Raw genomic sequence first — 20,341 nt, 5'->3', positions numbered from 1 at the left:
GATCATTATTATGAGCGACGTGCGCGACTTTGATCATGGGCGAAAGGCGGGGTGCTGGCGTGGGGGCCGATGTCACGGAAGGGGCAGCCTGAACCTGGCCAGAACCTCGGCGAGGGTTGCGAAGCGTGGTCCCCCAAACTCGGACGGGGAGCACAGGGCTTTCATGCGCTGTGCGCCCTCGGCGCCAAGTCGGATAGGATCGGTGGGAGATGTGGAGCCGCCCAGGTTGGCGCCGTCGTATCCGATGACCGCCGACTGCATCCACTCCACGGTAGTCGCGAGACACTCGCGTCGCCCCTGGGACGCGAAATGGCTGATTGGCACATCCCCGCGGTAGTAGATTACGCGGGGAATATCGACCTGCCAGGCGGTCACGGATTGGCCGTTCCGTTCAATTGAGTCGACGTCCAGGAAAGACCAGTTGGTCTCATCCATATGGAGGAGGGTCCAACTTTCAGACTTTGCCGCGCGGACATCAGCAAGCAGCGCTGCGGCAGCCAGGAAGAAGATGGAGGGCAGGGTGCGATAGCTCATCTGGCTAGCTAGAGCGCCTTGCTGGAAGCAGCAACCTCGACCACCCTCATTGGCTTTGGGCGACAGCGAACGTACCCGTCCTCCAGGGTCCTCTAGGGCATTTTCTGCGACACATCTCTGCGGACCTTGCACGCCGGAAGCGCTGACCCGCTCAGAGCCTGGCTTGGACAGGCCTGCCCTTTTGGGGCGATTTCTGGGTTCAAAGGCCGGTGGCGGAGAGGGTGGGATTCGAACCCACGGTAGGCTTCCACCTACGCCGCATTTCGAGTGCGGTACATTCGACCACTCTGCCACCTCTCCGCGGGGCCGATATTCGCTTGGTCGAGCGAGGGGCTTCTCTAGTCAAAGGCGGCGCTGGCCGCAAGCGATTCTGGAGAAGAAATTCGATAAAATTTTCAGCGCTGTCCGGGCAGGGTCAGGCCGGGTGCGGGACCGCCCAGAGGATCAACGCCGACGAAGCGAAACAGCTCGGCTGGACGCCCGCCCGTGTCGCTGGAAAACACCCCCGTCGCCTGGACCAGGCCGGCGCGTTCGACGCCGCGGCGGAAGTTCTGCTTGTGCAGGGACAGGCCCGCTACGGCCTCTGCGGCGGCCTGTAGAGCCGAGAGGGTGAAGGTGTCGGGCGTCAGGTCGAACAGGACCGGGCGGTACTTCAACTTCGAGCGCAGGCGGCCCAGGGCCGTCGCGACGATGCGACGGTGGTCCGAGGTCATCGGCAGGTCGGGCATGGTGGAGGCGGCGGGCCGGTCCTGGTCGCGGGCGGCCTCGGCGACAAGGCCGGCTTCGTAGAGCAGCTCATAGCGTTCGAGCACGCGTTCCTCGTTCCAGCGACGCTCGGGCGTCAGGGCGAAGAGAGTCTCGGCTCGCCCCTGTCGGCGGGCGTCGCCGCCGGCCCAGGCGCGCAGGGCGGGCGCCAGGATCGTCATTACAGCGGGCGGGCCGTCGCGCCAGTCCTCCCAGGGGAAGATGTCGAAGACCGGCGTCCAGGCGGCGTCCAGGCCGGGCGCCTCGGGCGCGTCGGCGGTCAGGGCCAGATAGCCGACCGAGACCTCGCGCGCGCGCTCGGGGCCGGGCGTGGCGCGCGGCGAGGCGCGGCCCGCGTCGCCGAAAGTGTAGAGCTGCTCGACAAAGCCGAGCGGAAAGCCCGTCTGCTCGGTGACGAAGGCGCGCAGAGCCAGTTCGAACGTCCGGTCGCGCGCCGGATCGAAGGGGCCGAAGGGCAGGGCCGGGGCGCCGTCGGCGGCGTGGGTGGTCAGGACCACGGCCTGACCGGCGCGCAGGGCGATGACCACGGCCGACAGGCCGATCCGCACGCCCTGTTCCCCCGCTTGCGACATACAGCCCCTATTCCGTGTGCCAGGCGTCGGCGCCGGGCAGGATGCCGACAGCTTCGGCCAGAACGCGATAGCGGTCCAGATAGCGCTGCTGCGCCACCGAGGCGGGCAGGGGGTCGATGATCAGCTCGTAGCCGGCCGGCGGGGCGCCGAAGATCTGCAGCGACTCTCGCTTGTTGAAGCCGGCCAGTTGCGTCGCCTCGTAGAAGGCGCAGGCCCGATCGGCCTTCTTGATCAGGGTCTTGATTGTCTGAGGCGTCTTGGGCGGCAGTTGGAAGCGCACGTGGATGGCCGCCTCCAGCCGGGCCTCGAAGTCCTTGTAGCCGGCGCCCAGCGCCGACTTGAACGGCGAGATCATGTCGCCGATGACGTATTCCGAGGCGTCGTGCAGCAGGGCGGCCAAGCGCCATTTCGGCTCAAGGCCGGGACGGATGTGGGCGGCGATCTCCTCGACCACCAGGGAGTGCTGGGCGACCGAGAAGGCGTGCTCGCCGATGGTCTGGCCGTTCCAGCGGGCGACGCGGGCCAGGCCATGGGCGATGTCCTCGATCTCGATGTCGAAGGGCGAGGGGTCGAGCAGGTCCAGACGACGGCCCGACAGCATCCGCTGCCAGGCGCGCGGGGGCTTGGGCGTCTTCGGCTTGGGCTTGGGCGCCAGGTCTTCGTAGTCTTCGGGCAAGTTCGGCATCCTGCGCATGGGGCAGGTGAGGTGACGCATCCCGAACGCCCGATCAAGGGCAGGCGTTGCGATTCGTGGGGGTTAATCCCCGACGTTCAGCGTCACCAGGGCCTTGGCGGCGTCCATGATGCGGTTTTCATTACGATCCTTGGTGCGCACCGTCGCCACGACGATGGGGCCGCCGACGGGGCCGCGCGCTTCATAACCGACCATGCGCCAGCCCGTCTCGGCGTCGGCGCCGTTGGTGGTCATAAGGAAGGTGGAGCGGACCGACTGGCCGGGCGCGCTGGTGCGAATACGCGCGGCGCCTTCATGAGCGTCGATGCTGACCGCCTCGTCGCTGGAGCGGACATTGACCTGGCTCGACTTGTCGTCCGCCCTAATGGTGAGCCCGCCGATCCTGATGTTGGCCCGATCACCATCCGCGTCGATCCGCATGCCGGGCAGGCGAACCGTGGCCTTGTCGTCCTGGGCGTCTATGCGCACACCCGGCGCGCTGACGTGGGCGGTGGAACCGGGCTCGCCGTGAGCTTCGGCGCGGGCGGCGTCGGCTTCGGCGCGCGCCATGTCGGCATCGGCCCGCGCGGCGTCTGCGTCGGCTCGCGCAGCCTCCGCCTGATTGCGTGCTTCCGCAGCGCGAACCTCGGCGAGGGCTTGCGGCAAATCGTTGGCCAGACGGTCCTCGAAGACCTTCAGCGCCTCCTGACTGGAGCGTCCGTTCAGGGCCACCAGATGCAGCATGACTTCCGAGCCGCGTGGACCGCTGTAGATGCAGGTGGCGCCGTCGGCCTGGGCGGACCCCTTGCGCGTCAGCACGCCTTGGGTTTGCGGGCATTGCAGGGTCTCGACGACCTTGAGGACGCCCTTCCCGTCATTGTCCGACGACGAAGTGGTGATGCGCACCTTGCTGCTGTTTCCACCGTTGTCGCCGCAACCGGCGGTCAGCAGAGCCAGAGCGCAGACGGGCCAGAGGAGTTGATGCATGGTCGGCTCCTGGTCGAAACCCGATTGTGCGCGCGGGGCGCAGCTAATCCAGTGAAATCGCGGTAATGGCGGCGGCTGAAGTCAGCTTCCAGGCCGCCCGCCTTCGCGACGGTTCAGAAAGGCCAGCCGCTCGAACAGGTGGATGTCCTGTTCGTTCTTCAGCAGGGCGCCGTGCAGCGGCGGGATCAGCTTGCCCGGGGTCTTCTCACGCAAGGTTTCGGGCGAGACATCATCGACCAGGAGCAGTTTCAGCCAGTCGAGAAGCTCCGATGTCGAAGGTTTTTTCTTCAATCCGGGCGTATCCCGGATTTCGTAGAAGGTCTTCAGAGCCTCTGCGACCAGGCGCGGCTTGATGCCGGGGAAGTGGACCTCGACGATGTCCTGCATCGTCTGGGCGTCGGGGAAGCGGATGTAGTGGAAGAAGCAGCGGCGCAGGAAAGCGTCCGGCAGTTCCTTCTCGTTGTTCGAGGTGATGACGACGACGGGGCGAACTTCGGCGCGGATGGTTTCGTCAATTTCCTGGACGTAGAACTCCATGCGGTCGAGTTCCTGCAACAGGTCGTTGGGGAACTCGATGTCGGCCTTGTCGATCTCGTCGATCAGCAGGACGGGGCGGACGGGGGCGGTAAAAGCCTCCCACAGCTTGCCCTTCTTCAGGTAGTTGCGGACGTCGTGGACGCGCTCGTCGCCCAGTTGGCTGTCGCGAAGACGGCTGACGGCGTCATATTCATAGAGGCCGCTGTGGGCCTTGGTGGTGGACTTGATGTGCCAGGTGATCAGCGGCGCGCTGAGCGCACGGGCCAGTTCATAGGCCAGGACCGTCTTGCCGGTGCCAGGCTCGCCCTTGATCAGCAGCGGACGCTCCAGCGCGACGGCGGCGTTGACGGCGATCTTCAGATCATCCGTGGCGATATAGTCGGATGTGCCTTCGAACCGGCTCATGAAGGACCTGCTCCAATCCAGGGGAAAGGAGCAGGTAGCTTATCAAGACGGGCCTGAACAGGCTGTGTTGAGCGTGTCAGGTGATCCGCTTGGCCGAGACCGGGTCGCTGGCCGGGAAGGTTTCCTCGACGCCTTCGTCGATCAATGCTTCCTGACGGTTTTCGGCGTCCTTTTCCCTGTCTTTCAACTGGTCCGGCTTTCCTTCCTCGCGTTCGGCGCGCTTGGCGGGGGCGGTATTGGTGTCGCAGTCTTCCTGGGTCTTGGTGGGACGATGATCGGTCATGCTGTCTCCTTGCTGTCGGGGCCGTAGCCCAGGTCTTCGATATCGTCGTCCGACAGGCGTTTGGCCTCCCAGTGGGCGGCGCTGGACTGGGCGCCGCGCTGGTTGCGCATCAGGCCGGCGTAGACGAGTTCAATTTCTTCGGGACTTGAGCCGACTTCGCCGCCCGCGTCCGATTCTCCCACGCGCACGGAATCTATCCCGAGCAGAGCGTCAGCCTCGGCCTCCACGCCGTCCAGCGCCAGGTCGCGATCCAGATCGAGGTCGTCCTCGTCGAAGGCGTCTTCGTCGGCGTCCCCGTCGGCCTGGGTGACGTCCAGAACGTCATCGGCCTCGTCCAGCGACAGATCGCCGTCGCCCTCGTCGTCGATGTGGGTTTCGTCGTAGATTTCGGCTTGATCCTGAGGATCGAAATCGCTCTCCGGCCTGCTCATCTGGCTCTCCTTGCTGGAGAGGTAACGGCGCCGGCTGGCGCGGCGTTCCTTGCTTTCGGCAAAGCCTCAGGTTTTCCGAACGAGACGGGAATAGATGGTTAACCACGCCGGTTTACAGTTCTTCAGCCGTGGACCGTTCAGGTTGCCGGTGCGCCACGGAGATGCCCTTTGCCGCTGAAACTATCGCTCAAGCCTGGCGAAAAATTCGTCCTGAACGGCGCCGTCGTCCAGAACGGCGATCGACGCGGCGTGCTGGTCCTGCAGAACAAGGCCAGCGTCCTGCGCGAGAAGGACATCATGCAGCCCGAGGACGTCACCACGCCTGCGCGCCGCATCTATTTCCCTGTCATGATGATGTACCTGGACGAGACGTCCGCGCCGAATTTCTATGATGAATTCGCGCTGCGCCTGACCGAGTTCATGGGGGCAATCCGCAATCCCGATGTCCTGACGGAATGCGTTTCCTGCTCCAAGCATGTGCTGGCGCGGCAATACTACAAGGCCCTGATGGGCGCCCGTAAGATCGTGGATTACGAAGACCAAAGGCTCGGCAATGTCGCTTCAAGCGTACAAGACGGCGGCGACGCGGGCTGAATCACCGCGCGAAATGGAATACCGGCTGTTCGGACAGGTGACGCGCGCCCTGATGCACGCTTCCACGGTCGACCGCTCGGACATCACCACCCGGATCGACGCCATCGACTGGAATCGCCGGCTGTGGTCGACGCTGTCCACCTCGTGCAGCGAGCCGTCCAACGCCATGCCCCAGGCGCTGCGGGCGCAGATCATCTCATTGGACCTTTTCATTGGTCGCCACAGCTCGGCGGTGATGCGCGGCGACGGCGATTTCGAGACCCTGATCGACATCAACCGCATGGTGATGCAGGGGCTCGCTCCGCCGGCCCAGGCCGCCTGACGCCCGCCGATCACGATGGCGGGAGCGGCCTTTACGAAGGCCGCCGCCCGGTCCTAGCCTGACCTTCCTGTTCAGCAGCTGAAAGGAGGTGGCCAGTGTCTCATTGTCATCAATCGCGAGCGACAGCCGCGATCTGGGCCTCGCGGGAGGTTCGGGCCTGATCCTTCGGGAAGGCAGCGGTTCGGCCGTTCACGGTCAGACAATGAAGCGCCGCTGGGGCGACCCGGCGGCGCTTTTTGCGCTGCATGAGCAGGTTTAGAACAGCGCGCCAAACCAATGGCCTACGCCATGGATGATGGCGACGACCGTGGTCCAGACCAGGGCCACATAGACCCCGCAGATGGCCGTCCCGACAAGGCCCGCCAGAATGAACACGCCGTCCCTCTGAATGATGCCCAGACCGAATACGACCAGCGTCAGGCCTGGCAGGGCGTCGCCGAAGGGTACAGGCAGGGCCATCATCATGGCCAGAAGAATGCAGATGACGCCGATGACCACATCAGCGGCCTCGCCGGTCATGATGGGCAGGCGTGGTCGGGTCAGGCGTTCTGCGCGGCGCAGAAGTGCGAGCGCCGTGGGGCTGTCGGGACGCTTCCGGACAGCGTGTCGGACCCAGTCCGAAAAACCGTAGCGCGCCGACCATCGACCAAAACCGATGGGAAGCTCGCCCAGCAGAATCCACCGGCGCAGCCAGCGTGGGGCCGCGAAATGAGACGCCAGCAACCTTCTGTAGGTCTCACGGCCGATCGTCGCCTTCATCAACCAGCGGGGCAACCAGACCTTGTCGCGTTGAAGCGCCATCTCCGCTGCTATCAGGATAATAGGAACAGAGAAGACGGCCTTTCCGCCCGGCGGCCATGGCAACAGGGCCATGAGCGATAGCATCAGGATGACCGCGCCGAAGCCGCGCTCGCCGAAGGCCTCGACCATCTCCCTCAGTGTCAACTTGGGGTCTGCGCCGTGCCCGAGGGATTCCAGGACGTCCGAGAACGTCCGGTTCTCGTCCGGCGGCAGGGGCGTGGAAACAGGCGTCATCAGGCGAGACTCAGGGCGCTAAGGTTCGCCAAGTTAGGGGGCGTGCGAACCCTGCGCCATCCCTGACGCACGCGGCGGGGCTTAATGTTTCGCCACGTGCTCCGGTTTGCCCTTGCGCCTGGTATGAGCAAGCTCCTCAAGCTGGGTCTCGCTCATGGACTCCGCCATGGATTTCGACGCGCCTTTCAGCTTGGATTTTGGCGTCTCGCCGCGCTTGGCGGACAGGGCGGCCCCGGCGGCCTTCTGTTGGGCGGCGGATTTGGCGGGCATGGCGAACCTCCTGAAGTCAAAGGCGCTAACCCGCGATGCTAGACTGCGTTCCCCAGCCAGACGATCACGGCGGCGACCAGCATCAGCGACGTGGATGCCGCGCTGAGCAGGCGAAAAACCAGCAAGCGTCGATGAATGCTGGTCTTCCATGAGGGATCGGCCTTGAGCGTCATCAGCGCCCACCAGCTCTGGTTGAGCTGATCCTTGTCCTGATGGTCGAGGCCCGAATCCATGCTCGTGCCCGGTCGCCGCGTGGCGCGATAGATGTCCTGCTGAAGGGGCAGGAGCATCCATTGTCCAAGGCCCCCGCAGGCCAGAGCCGCAAGGGTGATGACGACAACCGGCAACATCAGCCTAGCAGTTCGCGTCCGATCAGGAAGCGCCTGATTTCATTGGTGCCGGCGCCGATGTCGTAGAGCTTGGCGTCGCGGACCAGGCGCTCGACCGGCCACTCCCTGGTGTAGCCTGCGCCGCCCAGGGCCTGAACGGCCTCCAGCGACACCTTCACGGCGTTTTCCGAGGCCAGCAGGATGGCGCCCGCCGCATCGTAACGGGTGGTCTTGCCCTGATCGCAGGCGCGGGCCACGGCGTAGACATAGGCGCGGGCGCTGTTCAGGGCGACATACATGTCGGCGACCTTGGCCTGCATCAGCTGGAAGCTGCCGATCGGCTTGCCGAACTGCTTGCGCTCGCGGACGTAGGGCAGGACCACGTCAAGCGCCGCCTGCATGATGCCCAACGGACCGCCCGACAGGACGGCGCGCTCATAGTCCAGCCCGCTCATCAGCACGCCGTTGCCGCCGCCGACCGGGCCCATGACGTTCTCTTCCGGAATCTCGCAGTCCTCGAACACCAGTTCGGCGGTGTCGGAACCGCGCATCCCCATCTTGTCCAGCTTCTTGGAGACGCTGAAGCCCTTCATGCCGCGCTCGACGATGAAGGCGGTGCAGCCCTTGGACCCGGCCTCGGGATCGGACTTGGCGTAAACGACAAGCGTGTCGGCCGAGGGGGCGTTGGTGATCCAGAACTTGGCGCCGTTCAGGACGTAGCGGTCGCCCTTCTTGTCGGCGCGGGTGCGCATCGACATGACGTCCGAACCCGAACCGGCCTCCGACATGGCCAGAGAGCCGACGTGTTCGCCGGAGATCAGCTTGGGCAGGTATTTCTGCTTCTGCTCGGGGGTGCCCCAGCGGCGGATCTGATTGACGCACAGGTTGGAGTGGGCGCCGTAGCTGAGGCCGATCGAGGCCGAGGCGCGCGACACTTCCTCCATCGCCACGACGTGTTCGAGGTAGCCGAGGCCGAGGCCGCCGAACTCTTCCTCGACCGTGATGCCGTGCAGGCCCAGCTCGCCCATCTCGGGCCATAGCTCGCGCTTGAACTCGTTCTTCTCGTCGATTTCGGCGGCGAGGGGGGCCAGCCGATCGGCGGCCCAGCGGGCGGTGACGTCACGAATGGCGTCGGCGTTCTCGCCGAGGCCGAATTCCATGGATTGGGGCGCGAAGGGAATGCTCATGCCGCAAGGCGTAGCATCGCGCACGCGCTTCGCAAAGCGGCCTTAGGCGGCGCGTTTATTGTTCCGCTTCCGCGTCAGATTCCAGCCCGCGACACCAATGAAAATCAGGCCGATCACCGCCAGAACGCCGCCGACCAGCACCGTGCCGTCGGACGCCTGTTGCGCCGCCAGAACCCGCCGGAAAGCAGCGACGCCCGCGGCGAAGGCCAGGAGGCCGATGCCGCCTATGAAGATGACCGCGCCGGTGTCGTTCAGGACGGGCGCCTGAGCGGCCCGCCTCTCGTGGCGCAGGACCTGGACGGTTGCAGGGGCTTCGTCCTCAGGGCGGGACGCGGAATGCGGACCGTGGACCGGGGCGGTGAGCAAGAGATCGAGAGGCGCCGGGCGATCCGGCGCGGCGTCGAACAGGGCGCGCTCAGCCGAGCGGCGGCGATAGGGGGCGTCGACGGGCGGCTGCACCCGGTCGGGCCAGCCGCTCAGGGCCTCCGCCGCCCGGGCCGGGGCGCCGGCGTTCAACTGCTCCAGCACGTCCGAGCCCTCGAAGCGCTGAACCCCGACCGAGAAGATGAAGCTGGCCAGGGCGTCGAACTGGTGCTGGTTCAGCGAAACCGCCACGCGGCCGTTGAGGGCCTCGACGATGGGCAGGAGGTCGTATTGCAGCAGCAGTTCGGCCTCGGCCTCGCTGATCGTCGCGCCGGGACGGGCGGATTTCGTGTGGCCATAGCCGATGACCAGCGTGCCGTCGCGGCGACGCACGGCCCGGGGACGAAAGCCCTCGAAGCTCTTGATCAGAAGCAGGCCCTCGCGGGACACCTTCAGGCGCTGGGACGGAGTTGCGGACACGGACTGACCCAATTCGAAACGGGCGCGCTCGCCCGCAAGGCGAAGCAGCAAGCCGCGTTCCGAACGGCGTCGGATCAGAGCAGGACGCCCTCTTAAAGGAGAACGATGGTCGCCAGGCCCAGGAAGATCAGGAAGCCGAAGAAGTCGGTCGTCGCCGTCACGAAGACGGCCGACGACACGGCGGGGTCAAACTTCAGCTTCGACAGGGTGAGCGGCGTCAGCACGCCCACCGTCGCCGCCACCAGCAGGTTCAATATCATGGCCGTCGCGATGACCGCCCCGATGCGCCAGTCGTGGAACCAGAACCCCGCCGCCACGCCTATCAGGGGCGACAGCACCAGACCATTGGCGAGGCCTACCATCATCTCGCGCCAGAAGGTGCGGACCGCGTTGGACGAGGTCAGTTCACGCGTCGCAAGGGCGCGGACGGTGACGGTCAGGGCCTGGGTCCCTGCATTGCCGCCGATGGCCGAGACGATGGGCATCAGGACGGCCAGGGCGACGATCTGCTGGATCGTGCCCTCGAAGAAGGCGATGACGCCGGCGCCGAGGACGGCGGTGAACAGGTTGATGCCCAGCCAGGGCACGCGACCGCGCACGATCTCCAGCACGCCCGAGGACCGGTCTTCGTCGGACACACCGGCCAGGCGCAGGATGTCCTCGCGGTTTTCTTCCTGAATGATGTGAACGATGTCATCGACCGTCAACTGACCGACCAGCCGCCCGCCGGTGTCCACGACGGGGGCCGAGATCAGGTTGTACTTCTCGAAGATGTAGGCGACCTCTTCCTGGTCGACGTCGACGTCGATCGCGTTGACCGGCTGCATCAGCTCGGACAGCGGCGTCTCGCGCGGGGCGCGCAGCAAACGGCTGATGGCGACGCCGCCGACCGGGCGGTTCAACGGGTCGACCACATAGATGTCGAAGAAGAGCTCGGGCAGGTCCTCGCCCTGACGCCGGACGTGGTCGATGGTGTCGCCGACGTTCCAGAACAGCGGCGCGGCCATGACCTCGCGCTGCATCAGGCGGCCGGCGGAATCCTCGGGATAGCCCAGCGAGCTTTCGATCGCGGCGCGGTCGCCCTCGGGCATGGCGGCCAGCACCTTCTCGCGCTGGTCGTCCTCCAGGTCCTCGACCACGGCGGCGGCGTCGTCGGAGTCCAGTTCCTGCAGGGCTTCGGCCAGGGTCAGGTGAGGCACCCGCTCCAGCACTTCCTCGCGAATGCCGTCATCCAGCTCGGGCAGGGTGTCGGCGAGAAGGTCGGGCGGCAGCCACTGCACCACGACCGCGCGGTGCTCGGACGTCAGGAAGCCCATCAGGTCGGCGACGTCGGCCGGGTGAAGGTCTTCCAGCAAGCCGCGCAGGCGCATGCCGTCGCCGTCGTCGGCGGCGTCCACGACCTTTTCGACGAAGGACGCCGTCAGGGCGTAGTCCTCGCCCAGGGCGACGTGGTCTTCGGTTTCGATTTCGGATGCAGGGGCCGGGGAGGCGGAATCCGTGTTGGTCACGTGTCTGCCTCCCCGAATGTTTTCAGCCTGGTAAAAGCCGAATGTCGCCCTGTCAGATCAGATGGTGCGGTCGAGAAGACTCGAACTTCCACGGGTTGCCCCACAGCGACCTCAACGCTGCGCGTCTACCAATTCCGCCACGACCGCTCGCATCGGAGGGCGGGCAATAGCGGAGAGGCGATGGAAAGAAAAGGGGGATTTGCGGAAATAGCGGGGAGCTCTGCTTTTCCTCCCCATTTCATGGGGAGGGGGACCACGCAGTGGTGGAGGGGGCGACGCATACGGCTGACGCGGAGTCGCCCCCTCCGTCACGTCGCCTTCGGCGCCGCGCCACCTCCCCATCGCTGCGCGACAGGGAGGAAAGGCAAAGTCAGGCCAGCATTAAGCCGCGCCGGCCATGAAGTCGTAGATGTCGGCGGTGCGGGTCACGGTGATGGCGATGCGGTCGTCGCGAATCTCGATCTCGCCGCGCGCGACCGGGTGATTGTTGGCCAGGATCCAGACCTCGTCACGTTCCGAGGCGTCTAGCGGAATCACCGCGCCGCGACCCATGCGCAGCAGTTGCTGCATCGGCAGGACTGAACGGCCCAGCACGACTGAAATCTCGACGTCGACGGCTTCGATCTGGCTCAAGACAATACTCGCAATCAACGGGCGGCCCTTGCGCCGCCGCGTCAGCAGACACATTGAAGCGTCATGCTTGCCGACCCGTTAAGTATCGCCCAACCATCTTTGATCCGCGCCGATGGTCATCCCGTCGAATGGGCGGTCTCGACCGGCTATGTCGACTATGAGCCCGCCGTCGCCGCCATGGAGGCCCGCGTCGCCGCCATCGCGGCGGGCGAAGCCGAGGAGGTTGTCTGGCTGCTGGAGCATCCGCCCCTTTATACGGCGGGCGTGTCGGCCAAGGACGACGACCTGCTGGCGCCCGACCGCTTCCCGGTCCACCGCACGGGCCGGGGCGGGCAGTTCACCTATCACGGCCCCGGCCAGCGCGTGGCCTACGTCATGCTGCACCTGAACCGGCGCGGCAAGGACGTGCGCGCCTTCGTCCATGGGCTTGAGGACTGGATCATCGGCGCCCTGGATCAGTTCGGGGTCGAGGCCGGCATGCGCGACGGTCGTGTCGGCGTCTGGGTCGAGCGCAAGGGCGCGGGCTGGTCCCGCGAGGACAAGATCGCCGCCATCGGGGTCAAGGTGCGCAAATGGGTCAGCTTCCACGGCATCAGCCTGAACGTGGAGCCGGACCTCGACCATTTCGGGGGCATCGTGCCCTGCGGCATCACCGAGCACGGCGTGACCAGCCTGGTCGATCTGGGCGTCCTGGCGACGATGGACGAGGCGGACGGGGCGCTGAAGGCCTCGTTCCAGCGGGTGTTCGGCCCCGTCCAGACGGCCGCCCCGCCGATCTAGGCATTCGGGGGAGCGCCGTAGCGATTGAAGGTTTTCTGCCCCGGCAGCAGCGCCAGATCGATGGCGATAACCAACATAAGGCCCAGGGCGACCCAGTCGATGGGCGCCTGCGGGCGCGGCCAGGCCATGGCGAAGGCCAGCAAAATCAGTCCGCTCCACCACCCCGATCGCCCTCGGTCATGCAGTCGCTGCGACAGCAGGCAGGCGGCGCTGTAGAGCAGGGTCGCCGCAACGATCCAGCCTGTGAAATCCCGCACCATCAAAGGCGACAGCAGGTCGAACGCCGCCCACAGCGCCAGCACGACCAGCGCGCCGCCGATGAAGGCGGGGCGGCCGATACGCCCGCTGGACGTCAGGAACAGGTCTGAGAAGCGGTGCATCCGACGTCGTTTCAACGAAAAGTGACGACTTCGATTAAGGCGCGGACCTTCCTGAGTAAACCGGCGCGCCGGCGCCAAGCGTCGCGGTCAATTCGTCGCGGGGGTTTAACGCGGGCCTTTCTTGGGTTTAAACACGGCGAAATCCTGTTTCGACGCCTCTTGGAGTTCCCTTCATGCAACGTCTGCTCACCACCTCGGCGGCTGTCCTTGCCCTGGCTTTCGCCGCCAGCAGCGCCTCGGCCCAGAACTTCAGCGACCTGGCGCGGCAAGACCTTCAGGCCACTCATGATGCGCTGAAAGCCAATCACCCGGCCGCCGTGGTGCCGGGCGCCGCCAGCGAAACCTTCCGGGGCTGGATCGACGCCGGTCTGCAGGACGCCCTCGGCAAGGCCGGACAGGTCAACAGCGGCGAGAGCCACGCCTATCTGCTTCGCTACTACGCCAACGGTTTCCGTGACGCGAACATCGCTACCGATCCGACGTTTGAAGGCGCAAGCCCCTTCTTCGCCACCAGCTGGCCCGGCGTGGCCACGGCCTGGCGTGACGGTCAGTATGTCGTCTCCTACGTCCAGCCCGGCGTGCGCGGCGCACCGCCCCTCGGCGCCGTGGTCAAGAGCTGCAACGTCCAGCCCATCGAAGAGGTCGCCAAGGCCAAGCTGGATCTTTTCGAAGGCGACCTGACGACCGAGGCCGGTCGCGTTCGCACCGCCCCCTATCTGCTTTGGAACCGCAACAACCCGATGGCCGGCGGCGTGCCCTCGACCTGCGAGTTCCAGGTCGGTCGCCGCACCCGCGACTATAAGCTCAGCCCGCAACCGGCGACGCCGGCCGACCTGGAAGCCGCCTACCGCGCCTCGGTCTTCACGCCGGGCGCGACCAAGCTGTCGATCGAACAGGTCGATGGTCGCCCGTGGGTTCATGTGAACTCAATGGAAGACACCGCTGGCTGGGACGCCTTCTTCGCTCAGGTTGAAGCTCAGGCCGCCACCCTGCGCGGTGCGCAAGGGCTGGTCATCGACCTGCGCGGCGCGGATGGCGACTCGATCAACGCCACCTCGCGCGGCTATGGCCTGGCCAACCGCATCTGGACGCCGGAGTTCACCGTCAGCCGCCAGCCCGAAGCCGGCCAGATCACCTATCGCGCCACAGCCGCCAACCGCCAATGGTTCGCCGACACCCTGAACCGGATGCAGTCGGATCCGCGCTTCGTGCAGGAATCGGCCCCGGTCATCGAACAGACGCAAGCTATCGTGGCGGCCTTTGACGCAGCCCTGGCCGCCGGTCAGCAGACCTTCGTCATGCCGGGCCGCCCCTCCGTGGCCGACACGGGCGCCGCCAATCCGGTGCAGGGCAAGGTCGTGGTTCTGGTCGATGGCGGCTGCACGAACGGCTGCCTCGACACGCTCGACCTGCTGACGCGTCTGCCGAACGTGCAACTGGCCGGTTCGGCCACCGCCGTGGACTCGATCTTCATCGAGCCGACCGTGCAGCGCCTGCCGTCGAACTATTCGGACCTCAGCTACGGCCACAAGGCCTGGACCACGCGTCAGCGCGGCAACAACCAGGGCTATGTCCCGGCGCAAGGTCTCGCATTCACCGGCAACCCGACCGACGAAGCCGCCGTCCGCACCTGGGTCGGAACTTTGTTCTAGGGCCTACCGCCCTTCGGGCTACTTGAGGCCCGTCTAGGGTCTTGAAGACGACATTGGGGCCGGGCGGTGGAAACATCGTCCGGCCCTTCCTACTTTAGGGGCATGACCCAGACCGAATCCCCCCCGTCGCTGCGATCGCCTTCGGGCTTTGATCTGACGCCGCCGAGCGAGAGCCAGCGCGTCGCGCTGGAAGCCGATCTGTCGGCCGAGGAAAAGCGCGTCCTGCTGGCCCATGGCACCGAGGCGCCCTTCTGCGGCACCCTGCTGGGCGAGAAGCGGGCAGGGGTCTTCTGCTGCCGCGAATGCGGTCTGCCGCTGTTCCGCTCGGCGACCAAGTTCGAAAGCGGCACGGGCTGGCCCAGCTTCAGCGTTCCGGTAGACGAGGCCCACGTTCGCGCCGTCCGTGACGAGACCTATGGCATGGTCCGGGTCGAGACCCGCTGCGCCCGCTGCGACAGCCATCAGGGCCACGTCTTCCCTGATGGCCCGCCGCCGTCCGGTCTTCGCTACTGCATCAACTCCGTGGCGCTCAGCTTTGTGCCCGAAGGGGCCGCGCTGCCGGATCCTCTGGGGCGCGGCGACGGTCGCGCCTGACCTTGGCCGCATTTGCGGTTAGGGTGGTGACGAACGGGAGTATGGGCGCATGATGATCGAACTGGCCGCGGCCGCGATATTGCTGTCGAACATGGACCCCGAGGGCGTGGTCGCCACGGCGCCGCGCGGCGATCAGGCTGTGCTGACGGCGTCGGCCGCCAACCTTGCCGAAACCACCGCCGACGCTTCCCCAAGCACCACGGTCCAGAGCGCCTCGCCGCATGGCCTTTCCACCGACGAGCAGATTGCGCGCTGGATCAGCGAGCGCACGGCCGAGACGTCAGGCAGCGCGCCTGCCGACCCCTGGGCCGAATCCGAACCGCGCAAGATGCATGGCGAGTTCAGCGTCGGCATGGGCACCGGCGGCTATCAGGACTATTCGGCGGCCGTTTCCATGCCGGTGGGCGAGAACGGAACGTTGAACCTCAGCGTGAGCCAGACCAAGAACAGCCCGTGGGGATACGGCTACGGTTCCTATCGCGACTATCCCTACGGCGGCTATGGCCGTCCCTTCGGCGTGATCGAGCCGCCTGGATTTGAGGGCACATATTTCCGTGGTCGCCCCTATGCGCCGTTGCGGGTGCGGCCGACGGGGGTGAAGGAAACCAGCACCTCTGTCGGGTTCTCCTGGCAGGGCGGCGGTTGAGCGCTTCTGACTGAGGCCTTCGCGCCACGGCTTGACCTGTTTCGCCGGGGGCGTCCCATCGCCGCATTCCCTTGGGGCGGTGATCTCCCATATGCGTGGGAGATAGAGGATCAGTATGGATAGTTTGCTTAGTTCGGCCGCCGATTTCATCGCCAGACACCATGTCTGGGCCGGGGTCGTTCTGGGGGTTGTCACCTTTTTCGAGTCGCTGGTGGTCATCGGCGCCTTCGTGCCGGCCACGGGCCTGCTGGTGGCGGCGGGCGGCCTGGTCGCGGCGGGCGTCCTTGATCCTTGGACTGTGATTGCGGGCTGCGTGATCGGCGCGGTCATGGGGGACGCCATCTCCTACTGGATCGGACGGCGACTGGGCACGGGCGTTCTGCGCCAGCCGCTGCTGCTGCCGCATCGTCGCAAGATCGCCTGGACGCGGCTCTATTGCCGTCGCTACGGCGTGGCCTCCATCTTCATTGGCCGGTTCTTCGGTCCTCTGCGCGCCTTCGTGCCGGTCATGGTGGGGGTGCTGCGGATGCGTCAGCGCGTATTCCAGTTGGCCAATGTCACCTCGGCCTTCGTCTGGGTCCTGGCCATGCTGGCGCCCGGCTATCTGGCCGCCAAAGGTCTGGCGAAACTGGAGTTCATGAGCGAGGCCCATGGTCCGACCCTGATGCTGATCGCCTTTGGGACATTGGTGGTCGTCGCCGTCGTCGCCATGCGCTGGCTGAAGGGCAGGGCGGCCAGGCGCTCGGCCTTGCTGGCTGCGGCGGTCAAGTAAACTAGAACGTCATCCCGGCCGCAGCGCAGCGGAGAGCCGGGACCGTCCAGGACGTCGACGTCAGCGCTTCTTGCGGTCCCGGATAGGCGCTTCGCGCCTTCCGGGATGACGTAAAGAGCCCATGAAAAAAGGCCCGACCGGATGGTCGGGCCTTCTTCGTTCTCAGGACTGACCGCGTCAGTCGTGGCCGTGGCTGTGGCCGTGCGCATCCGCCTCGGCGGAGGCGGCGCCAGCGCTCCAGGCCTGACCGTCGGCGGTCTGGTGCCAGAAGGGCTGACGCGGGGCCTGGCCGACCTCGTTCATCTCCTTGTCGAAGATGCGGCCGTTGATCATGGTGTAGCCGATCTTGACCGTGTTGCGCAGGTTCTCCAGCGGGTTGGCGTCCAGCACGACCAGGTCGGCCAGCTTGCCGGCTTCCAGCGAGCCGATGTCCTTGTCCATGCCGAGCGCCGCGGCGCCGTTCAGGGTGCCGACGCGCAGGGCCTGATGTGGGGTCATGCCGCCCTGTTCGAACATCCACAGCTCCCAGTGGGCGCCGAGACCTTCACGCTGGCCGTGGGCGCCGATCTGCACCGACACGCCCTCGTCCGACAGGCGCTTGGCCTCGCGGGCGATGTCGATGTGGTTCAGCTCGTTTTCCGGGACATGGACCGGGCGCCGGGCGCGGCTGTCCAGAATGCGGCGCGGGACGTACTTCGTCAGGATGGGATCGTTCCAGACGTCCGTGGCCTGATACCAGTAGTTCTCGCCCCAGTTGCCGCCATAGGCCACGACCAGGGTCGGGGTGTAGGCCACCTTGGTCTGACGCCACAGCTGGTGCACGTCGGCATAGAGGCGCGCCAGGGGGATCGAGTGCTCGATCGTTGTGTGGCCGTCCACCACCATGCTCATGTTGTGTTGATACAGGGACCCGCCCTCGGGCACGACCATCATGCCCAGTTCGCGCGCGGCTTCCAGAATCTGCTGGCGCTGGTCGCGGCGCGGCTGGTTGTAGCTCTTGACGCTCCAGGCCCCCACGGCCTGCATCCGGCGCAGGTTGGACAGGGCGTCGTCCAGATCATTGACCTGGGCCGTGAACGGCGTCGCCGCGCCATAGAGGATGGTGCCGGTCGAGAAGATGCGCGGCCCGACCACCTTGCCGGCCTTGGCCAGTTCGCTGTGGGCGAAGATCTCGCTCGAATCATTGGACGGGTCGTGGATGGTGGTCACGCCGAAGGCCAGCGCGGCGTAGTTGACCCAGGACTGCTGCGGGATGATCTCGTCCGAGCCCATCGAGCCATGCCAGTGGGCGTCGATCAAACCGGGGATGATGGTCTTGCCCGCCATGTCCATGACGCGGGCGTCGGCCGGGACCGTCACCGAGCCGCGGGGGCCGATGGCCTCGATGCGGTTGCCGTTGACGACGACCACGCCGTCCTCGATGACCTCGTCGCCCTTCATGGTGATCAGGCGGGCGCCGCTCAGGACCACGCGGCCGGTCGGCTTGGCGTAGTCGGTGCTGAAGCCGATCTTGACGCCATGCTCGGCGGGCTTGGGCAGTTCGGCGGGCGCGCCCTCGGCGAAGGCGAAGCTCTCTTGCAGCGGGCGCGAGAACAGCTCCGGTCCCATCGACCATTGCAGACGGCTGGAATCGCCCGACCAGTGCAGCCACTCGCCGGCGTCGCGGGTCACGCGGGTCTGGGGCAGGGCCTTGGTCTCGGCGCCGACCGTGACGGCGCGGCCGGTCGAGACGAAGGGCGCCACATAGGCGTTGAAGCGCTCGGTCCAGGCGACCCAATGCTCATCAGGCGAGACCGAGAACTCGGCGGCCCATTCGCTGCTCAGGTGGGTGCGCTCGTCCTCGCCCGACAGGTTGACCGATTTCAGCACGCGCTTATCGCCGTCGCGCCCCGTCAGGAAGACGCGGTCGTTGCGGGCGCCGAACTGCGGGTTGGAGCCCTCATCGGTGATCAGGGTCGCCTCGCCGCCGCGCACCGAGGTGCGATAGACGCCCGGCTCGCGGCTCCACAGGGCCGTGCGCAGGAAGCCGTCGCTGGAGGTGCGATAGACGACGGTCTGGCCGTCCGGCGAGAACTGCGGCTCCAGATAGTGGCCGGGCTGGGCGCTGATGACGCGGCCCTCGCCGCCGGCGGCGGGAATCACCCGCAGGGTGCCCAGGTCCTGATCGTTCCAGGTCGTGTAGACGATGGAGCGGCCGTCGCGCGACCAGGACGGATAGAGCTCGAAGTGGTCGCTCTGGCGCGTCAGGCGACGCGGAGCGCCCGCCACGCCGTTCCTCAGGTCGCGAATCCACAGATTGCCCAGGGCCTCGAACACCACCTTGGAGCCGTCGGGCGAGGTCTGGGCCCAGCGGACCATCTTCACGTCGAACTGATCCGGCGCGACCTCGACGGGGAAGCGCACGGCCTCCTGCACGCGACGGGTGTCGGCCACGTGGAAGGGGATTTCGCTGACGGCTTTCGACGCCACGTCGATGCGATGGATCTTGCCGCCGGCCCAGAAGACGATCGAACGGTTGTCGGGCGTCCAGCTCATCGTCGGATAGACGCCGTGGATGGCCCAGGTTTCCTGCAGGTCGCGGTCCAGGGCGTCGTGGATCGGGGTCTCGCGGCCCGATTCCAGGTCCATGACGTAGAGGACGGACTTGTACCGATCACGCCGGATGAAGGCCAAGGACTTGCCGTCGGGCGAGGGGGTGGGGCGAATCGAGCCGCCCGGCCCGGTGACGAAGGGCGTGACCTCGCCCGTTTCGCGATCCAGGCGACGGATCACATAGATCTGGGTGTTCGGGTCCTTGGAATAGTCGAACACGCCGCCCGCGGTGGCGTCGTCGCTGAAGTAGAGATAGCGGCCGTCGGGCGAGAAGGCGGGCTCTCCCGTGTCCTTCTGCTGGGTGCGGCGTTCGGTCAGTTGCACGCCGCCGCCGCCGCCCCGGTGATAGAGCCACATCTCGCCCGCGCCCAGTGAGCGCGACGAGGTGAAATGCTTGCGGCCGACGACGAACTGGCCGTCCGGCGACCAGTCAGGCTGGGTCAGCAGGCGGAAGGTCTCGTTCGACACCTGCTTGGCGTTCGACCCGTCGCGATCCATGACCCACAGGTTGTCGCCGCCGCCCCGGTCCGAGGTGAAGGCGATGGAGCGGCCGTCCGGCGAATACTTGGGCTGCATGTCCCAGGCGACGCCCGAGGCGATGGCGCGGGCCTCGCCGCCGCTGATCGGCATGACATAGATGTCGCCCAGCAGGTCGAAGACGATCTCGCGGCCGTCCGGGCTGACGTCCAGCGACATCCAGGTGCCCTCGGTGACGTCGATGGTCGCATCGTGCGACGCGCCCGGCGGGTTCTGGACGTCCCATTTCGGCTTGGCGGGCGTGGTCGCGGTCGCCGTCGAATCGGCTGCGGGCGTCGTCTCGGACGCGGTCTGGGCGAACGCCGGGAAGGCCACGGCCAAGGCCGCGACGGTGGTCAACAAGCTGCGCTTCATGGAAAGCCCCAAACCCCTCGAAACTGAGTTCCGAAGGTCTAGCGGCCAGGGGGCTGTCTTGACCAGACGTCCGGGATCGACCGGGCGCATTTCGTCCGCGTCAGGACAGCGCATCTGATTGTCGGG

General features: G+C 66.4%; 23 protein-coding genes and 2 tRNA genes. 7 read left to right on the top strand and 18 right to left on the bottom strand.

The window, feature by feature from the left end:
* Window positions 1-72 precede the first annotated feature (72 nt).
* The 8 genes from ACOZBP_RS05590 to ACOZBP_RS05555 all read right to left on the bottom strand — a co-directional run bounded on the left by ACOZBP_RS05590 (window position 73) and on the right by ACOZBP_RS05555 (window position 5,187).
* Window positions 73-534, bottom strand: coding sequence for a hypothetical protein (locus ACOZBP_RS05590; RefSeq protein ID WP_422675383.1), 462 nt, complete (start codon window positions 532-534; stop codon window positions 73-75).
* Between the two features lie 210 nt (window positions 535-744).
* A tRNA-Ser gene (locus tag ACOZBP_RS05585) sits at window positions 745-834 on the bottom strand.
* A 95-nt stretch (window positions 835-929) separates the two neighbouring features.
* On the bottom strand, window positions 930-1,871 hold the full coding sequence (locus ACOZBP_RS05580) for an NUDIX hydrolase (RefSeq protein WP_422675382.1): 942 nt from the start codon (window positions 1,869-1,871) through the stop codon (window positions 930-932).
* Window positions 1,872-1,878: 7 nt separating this feature from the next.
* Window positions 1,879-2,472, bottom strand: coding sequence for a YfbR-like 5'-deoxynucleotidase (locus ACOZBP_RS05575; protein WP_422675493.1), 594 nt, complete (start codon window positions 2,470-2,472; stop codon window positions 1,879-1,881).
* Between the two features lie 156 nt (window positions 2,473-2,628).
* Window positions 2,629-3,531: a methyltransferase type 11 gene (locus tag ACOZBP_RS05570; protein WP_422675381.1), complete on the bottom strand. Its 903-nt coding sequence runs from the start codon at window positions 3,529-3,531 to the stop codon at window positions 2,629-2,631.
* A gap of 81 nt (window positions 3,532-3,612) precedes the next feature.
* Complete coding sequence (locus tag ACOZBP_RS05565; protein WP_422675380.1) at window positions 3,613-4,473, bottom strand: AAA family ATPase; 861 nt, start codon at window positions 4,471-4,473, stop codon at window positions 3,613-3,615.
* 76 nt (window positions 4,474-4,549) lie between these two features.
* Window positions 4,550-4,756, bottom strand: coding sequence for a hypothetical protein (locus tag ACOZBP_RS05560; RefSeq protein WP_422675379.1), 207 nt, complete (start codon window positions 4,754-4,756; stop codon window positions 4,550-4,552).
* A complete protein-coding gene (locus ACOZBP_RS05555; RefSeq protein WP_422675378.1) occupies window positions 4,753-5,187 on the bottom strand; it encodes a hypothetical protein in 435 nt (144 codons plus the stop codon). The genes ACOZBP_RS05560 and ACOZBP_RS05555 overlap by 4 nt, the downstream gene beginning before the upstream one ends.
* 168 nt (window positions 5,188-5,355) lie before the next feature.
* Between ACOZBP_RS05555 and flbT the strand changes: the two genes are divergently transcribed.
* Together flbT and flaF are read left to right on the top strand one after the other, a co-directional pair.
* Window positions 5,356-5,781 (top strand): flagellar biosynthesis repressor FlbT, encoded by a 426-nt coding sequence (gene flbT / locus ACOZBP_RS05550; protein ID WP_422675377.1) that lies wholly within the window; start codon window positions 5,356-5,358, stop codon window positions 5,779-5,781.
* On the top strand, window positions 5,741-6,103 hold the full coding sequence (gene flaF, locus ACOZBP_RS05545) for a flagellar biosynthesis regulator FlaF (protein ID WP_422675376.1): 363 nt from the start codon (window positions 5,741-5,743) through the stop codon (window positions 6,101-6,103). Before flbT ends, flaF begins: the two co-directional genes overlap by 41 nt.
* Window positions 6,104-6,358: 255 nt before the next feature.
* Here flaF and ACOZBP_RS05540 read toward each other — a convergent pair whose 3' ends face one another.
* The 8 genes from ACOZBP_RS05540 to ACOZBP_RS05505 all read right to left on the bottom strand — a co-directional run bounded on the left by ACOZBP_RS05540 (window position 6,359) and on the right by ACOZBP_RS05505 (window position 11,962).
* Entirely contained in the window at window positions 6,359-7,138 is a 780-nt protein-coding gene (locus tag ACOZBP_RS05540) for an exopolysaccharide biosynthesis protein (RefSeq protein WP_422675375.1), read from the bottom strand.
* An 81-nt stretch (window positions 7,139-7,219) separates the two neighbouring features.
* Window positions 7,220-7,408, bottom strand: a complete 189-nt coding sequence (locus ACOZBP_RS05535; protein WP_422675374.1) for a DUF3008 family protein — start codon at window positions 7,406-7,408, stop codon at window positions 7,220-7,222.
* A 38-nt stretch (window positions 7,409-7,446) separates the two neighbouring features.
* Complete coding sequence (locus ACOZBP_RS05530; RefSeq protein WP_422675373.1) at window positions 7,447-7,698, bottom strand: hypothetical protein; 252 nt, start codon at window positions 7,696-7,698, stop codon at window positions 7,447-7,449.
* A gap of 59 nt (window positions 7,699-7,757) precedes the next feature.
* Window positions 7,758-8,924 (bottom strand): isovaleryl-CoA dehydrogenase, encoded by a 1,167-nt coding sequence (locus ACOZBP_RS05525; RefSeq protein WP_422675372.1) that lies wholly within the window; start codon window positions 8,922-8,924, stop codon window positions 7,758-7,760.
* 42 nt (window positions 8,925-8,966) lie between these two features.
* The gene (locus ACOZBP_RS05520; RefSeq protein ID WP_422675371.1) at window positions 8,967-9,818 is read right to left on the bottom strand and encodes a lysozyme; all 852 of its coding nucleotides are present in this window, start codon (window positions 9,816-9,818) and stop codon (window positions 8,967-8,969) included.
* Between the two features lie 41 nt (window positions 9,819-9,859).
* Complete coding sequence (gene mgtE, locus ACOZBP_RS05515; protein ID WP_422675370.1) at window positions 9,860-11,275, bottom strand: magnesium transporter; 1,416 nt, start codon at window positions 11,273-11,275, stop codon at window positions 9,860-9,862.
* Window positions 11,276-11,337: 62 nt separating this feature from the next.
* Window positions 11,338-11,422: transfer RNA gene (locus ACOZBP_RS05510), tRNA-Leu, on the bottom strand.
* A 234-nt stretch (window positions 11,423-11,656) separates the two neighbouring features.
* Entirely contained in the window at window positions 11,657-11,962 is a 306-nt protein-coding gene (locus ACOZBP_RS05505; protein WP_422675369.1) for a FliM/FliN family flagellar motor switch protein, read from the bottom strand.
* 9 nt (window positions 11,963-11,971) lie between these two features.
* Here ACOZBP_RS05505 and lipB point away from each other — a divergent pair, with 9 nt between their 5' ends.
* On the top strand, window positions 11,972-12,688 hold the full coding sequence (gene lipB / locus ACOZBP_RS05500; RefSeq protein WP_422675368.1) for a lipoyl(octanoyl) transferase LipB: 717 nt from the start codon (window positions 11,972-11,974) through the stop codon (window positions 12,686-12,688).
* Here lipB and ACOZBP_RS05495 read toward each other — a convergent pair.
* Entirely contained in the window at window positions 12,685-13,068 is a 384-nt protein-coding gene (locus tag ACOZBP_RS05495) for a DUF805 domain-containing protein (protein WP_422675367.1), read from the bottom strand. The genes lipB and ACOZBP_RS05495 overlap by 4 nt on opposite strands.
* A 173-nt stretch (window positions 13,069-13,241) precedes the next feature.
* Here ACOZBP_RS05495 and ACOZBP_RS05490 point away from each other — a divergent pair, with 173 nt between their 5' ends.
* The 4 genes from ACOZBP_RS05490 to ACOZBP_RS05475 all read left to right on the top strand — a co-directional run bounded on the left by ACOZBP_RS05490 (window position 13,242) and on the right by ACOZBP_RS05475 (window position 16,732).
* Window positions 13,242-14,720 (top strand): hypothetical protein, encoded by a 1,479-nt coding sequence (locus ACOZBP_RS05490; protein WP_422675366.1) that lies wholly within the window; start codon window positions 13,242-13,244, stop codon window positions 14,718-14,720.
* Window positions 14,721-14,822: 102 nt separating this feature from the next.
* Window positions 14,823-15,314 carry a peptide-methionine (R)-S-oxide reductase MsrB gene (gene msrB, locus ACOZBP_RS05485; RefSeq protein ID WP_422675365.1) on the top strand — a complete coding sequence of 164 codons (492 nt, stop codon included), beginning with the start codon at window positions 14,823-14,825 and terminating at the stop codon, window positions 15,312-15,314.
* Between the two features lie 49 nt (window positions 15,315-15,363).
* The gene (locus tag ACOZBP_RS05480) at window positions 15,364-15,960 is read left to right on the top strand and encodes a hypothetical protein (protein ID WP_422675364.1); all 597 of its coding nucleotides are present in this window, start codon (window positions 15,364-15,366) and stop codon (window positions 15,958-15,960) included.
* Between the two features lie 115 nt (window positions 15,961-16,075).
* A complete protein-coding gene (locus tag ACOZBP_RS05475; protein ID WP_422675363.1) occupies window positions 16,076-16,732 on the top strand; it encodes a DedA family protein in 657 nt (218 codons plus the stop codon).
* A 177-nt stretch (window positions 16,733-16,909) separates the two neighbouring features.
* Here ACOZBP_RS05475 and ACOZBP_RS05470 read toward each other — a convergent pair whose 3' ends face one another.
* Window positions 16,910-20,215, bottom strand: a complete 3,306-nt coding sequence (locus tag ACOZBP_RS05470) for an amidohydrolase family protein (RefSeq protein ID WP_422675362.1) — start codon at window positions 20,213-20,215, stop codon at window positions 16,910-16,912.
* Window positions 20,216-20,341: the final 126 nt, after the last annotated feature.

This window comes from Brevundimonas sp. NPDC058933 (assembly GCF_049315965.1).
In the GTDB taxonomy this organism is placed as follows: Bacteria; Pseudomonadota; Alphaproteobacteria; order Caulobacterales; family Caulobacteraceae; genus Brevundimonas.
This window is presented reverse-complemented; position numbering and strand designations above follow the sequence as displayed.

Excerpts from the sequence above, each read along its gene's own strand:
- ACOZBP_RS05555 (WP_422675378.1), bottom strand. The coding sequence starts at position 5,187 with ATGAGCAGGCCGGAGAGCGATTTCGATCCTCAGGATCAAGCCGAAATC.
- ACOZBP_RS05490 (WP_422675366.1), top strand. The coding sequence starts at position 13,242 with ATGCAACGTCTGCTCACCACCTCGGCGGCTGTCCTTGCCCTGGCTTTC.
- ACOZBP_RS05535 (WP_422675374.1), bottom strand. The coding sequence starts at position 7,408 with ATGCCCGCCAAATCCGCCGCCCAACAGAAGGCCGCCGGGGCCGCCCTG.
- lipB (WP_422675368.1), top strand. The coding sequence starts at position 11,972 with ATGCTTGCCGACCCGTTAAGTATCGCCCAACCATCTTTGATCCGCGCC.
- ACOZBP_RS05590 (WP_422675383.1), bottom strand. The coding sequence starts at position 534 with ATGAGCTATCGCACCCTGCCCTCCATCTTCTTCCTGGCTGCCGCAGCG.
- ACOZBP_RS05530 (WP_422675373.1), bottom strand. The coding sequence starts at position 7,698 with ATGCTCCTGCCCCTTCAGCAGGACATCTATCGCGCCACGCGGCGACCG.
- ACOZBP_RS05525 (WP_422675372.1), bottom strand. The coding sequence starts at position 8,924 with ATGAGCATTCCCTTCGCGCCCCAATCCATGGAATTCGGCCTCGGCGAG.
- ACOZBP_RS05480 (WP_422675364.1), top strand. The coding sequence starts at position 15,364 with ATGATGATCGAACTGGCCGCGGCCGCGATATTGCTGTCGAACATGGAC.
- ACOZBP_RS05505 (WP_422675369.1), bottom strand. The coding sequence starts at position 11,962 with ATGTGTCTGCTGACGCGGCGGCGCAAGGGCCGCCCGTTGATTGCGAGT.
- ACOZBP_RS05565 (WP_422675380.1), bottom strand. The coding sequence starts at position 4,473 with ATGAGCCGGTTCGAAGGCACATCCGACTATATCGCCACGGATGATCTG.
- ACOZBP_RS05560 (WP_422675379.1), bottom strand. The coding sequence starts at position 4,756 with ATGACCGATCATCGTCCCACCAAGACCCAGGAAGACTGCGACACCAAT.
- ACOZBP_RS05570 (WP_422675381.1), bottom strand. The coding sequence starts at position 3,531 with ATGCATCAACTCCTCTGGCCCGTCTGCGCTCTGGCTCTGCTGACCGCC.
- flaF (WP_422675376.1), top strand. The coding sequence starts at position 5,741 with ATGTCGCTTCAAGCGTACAAGACGGCGGCGACGCGGGCTGAATCACCG.
- ACOZBP_RS05470 (WP_422675362.1), bottom strand. The coding sequence starts at position 20,215 with ATGAAGCGCAGCTTGTTGACCACCGTCGCGGCCTTGGCCGTGGCCTTC.
- msrB (WP_422675365.1), top strand. The coding sequence starts at position 14,823 with ATGACCCAGACCGAATCCCCCCCGTCGCTGCGATCGCCTTCGGGCTTT.
- ACOZBP_RS05575 (WP_422675493.1), bottom strand. The coding sequence starts at position 2,472 with ATGCTGTCGGGCCGTCGTCTGGACCTGCTCGACCCCTCGCCCTTCGAC.
- ACOZBP_RS05475 (WP_422675363.1), top strand. The coding sequence starts at position 16,076 with ATGGATAGTTTGCTTAGTTCGGCCGCCGATTTCATCGCCAGACACCAT.
- ACOZBP_RS05540 (WP_422675375.1), bottom strand. The coding sequence starts at position 7,138 with ATGACGCCTGTTTCCACGCCCCTGCCGCCGGACGAGAACCGGACGTTC.
- ACOZBP_RS05495 (WP_422675367.1), bottom strand. The coding sequence starts at position 13,068 with ATGCACCGCTTCTCAGACCTGTTCCTGACGTCCAGCGGGCGTATCGGC.
- ACOZBP_RS05580 (WP_422675382.1), bottom strand. The coding sequence starts at position 1,871 with ATGTCGCAAGCGGGGGAACAGGGCGTGCGGATCGGCCTGTCGGCCGTG.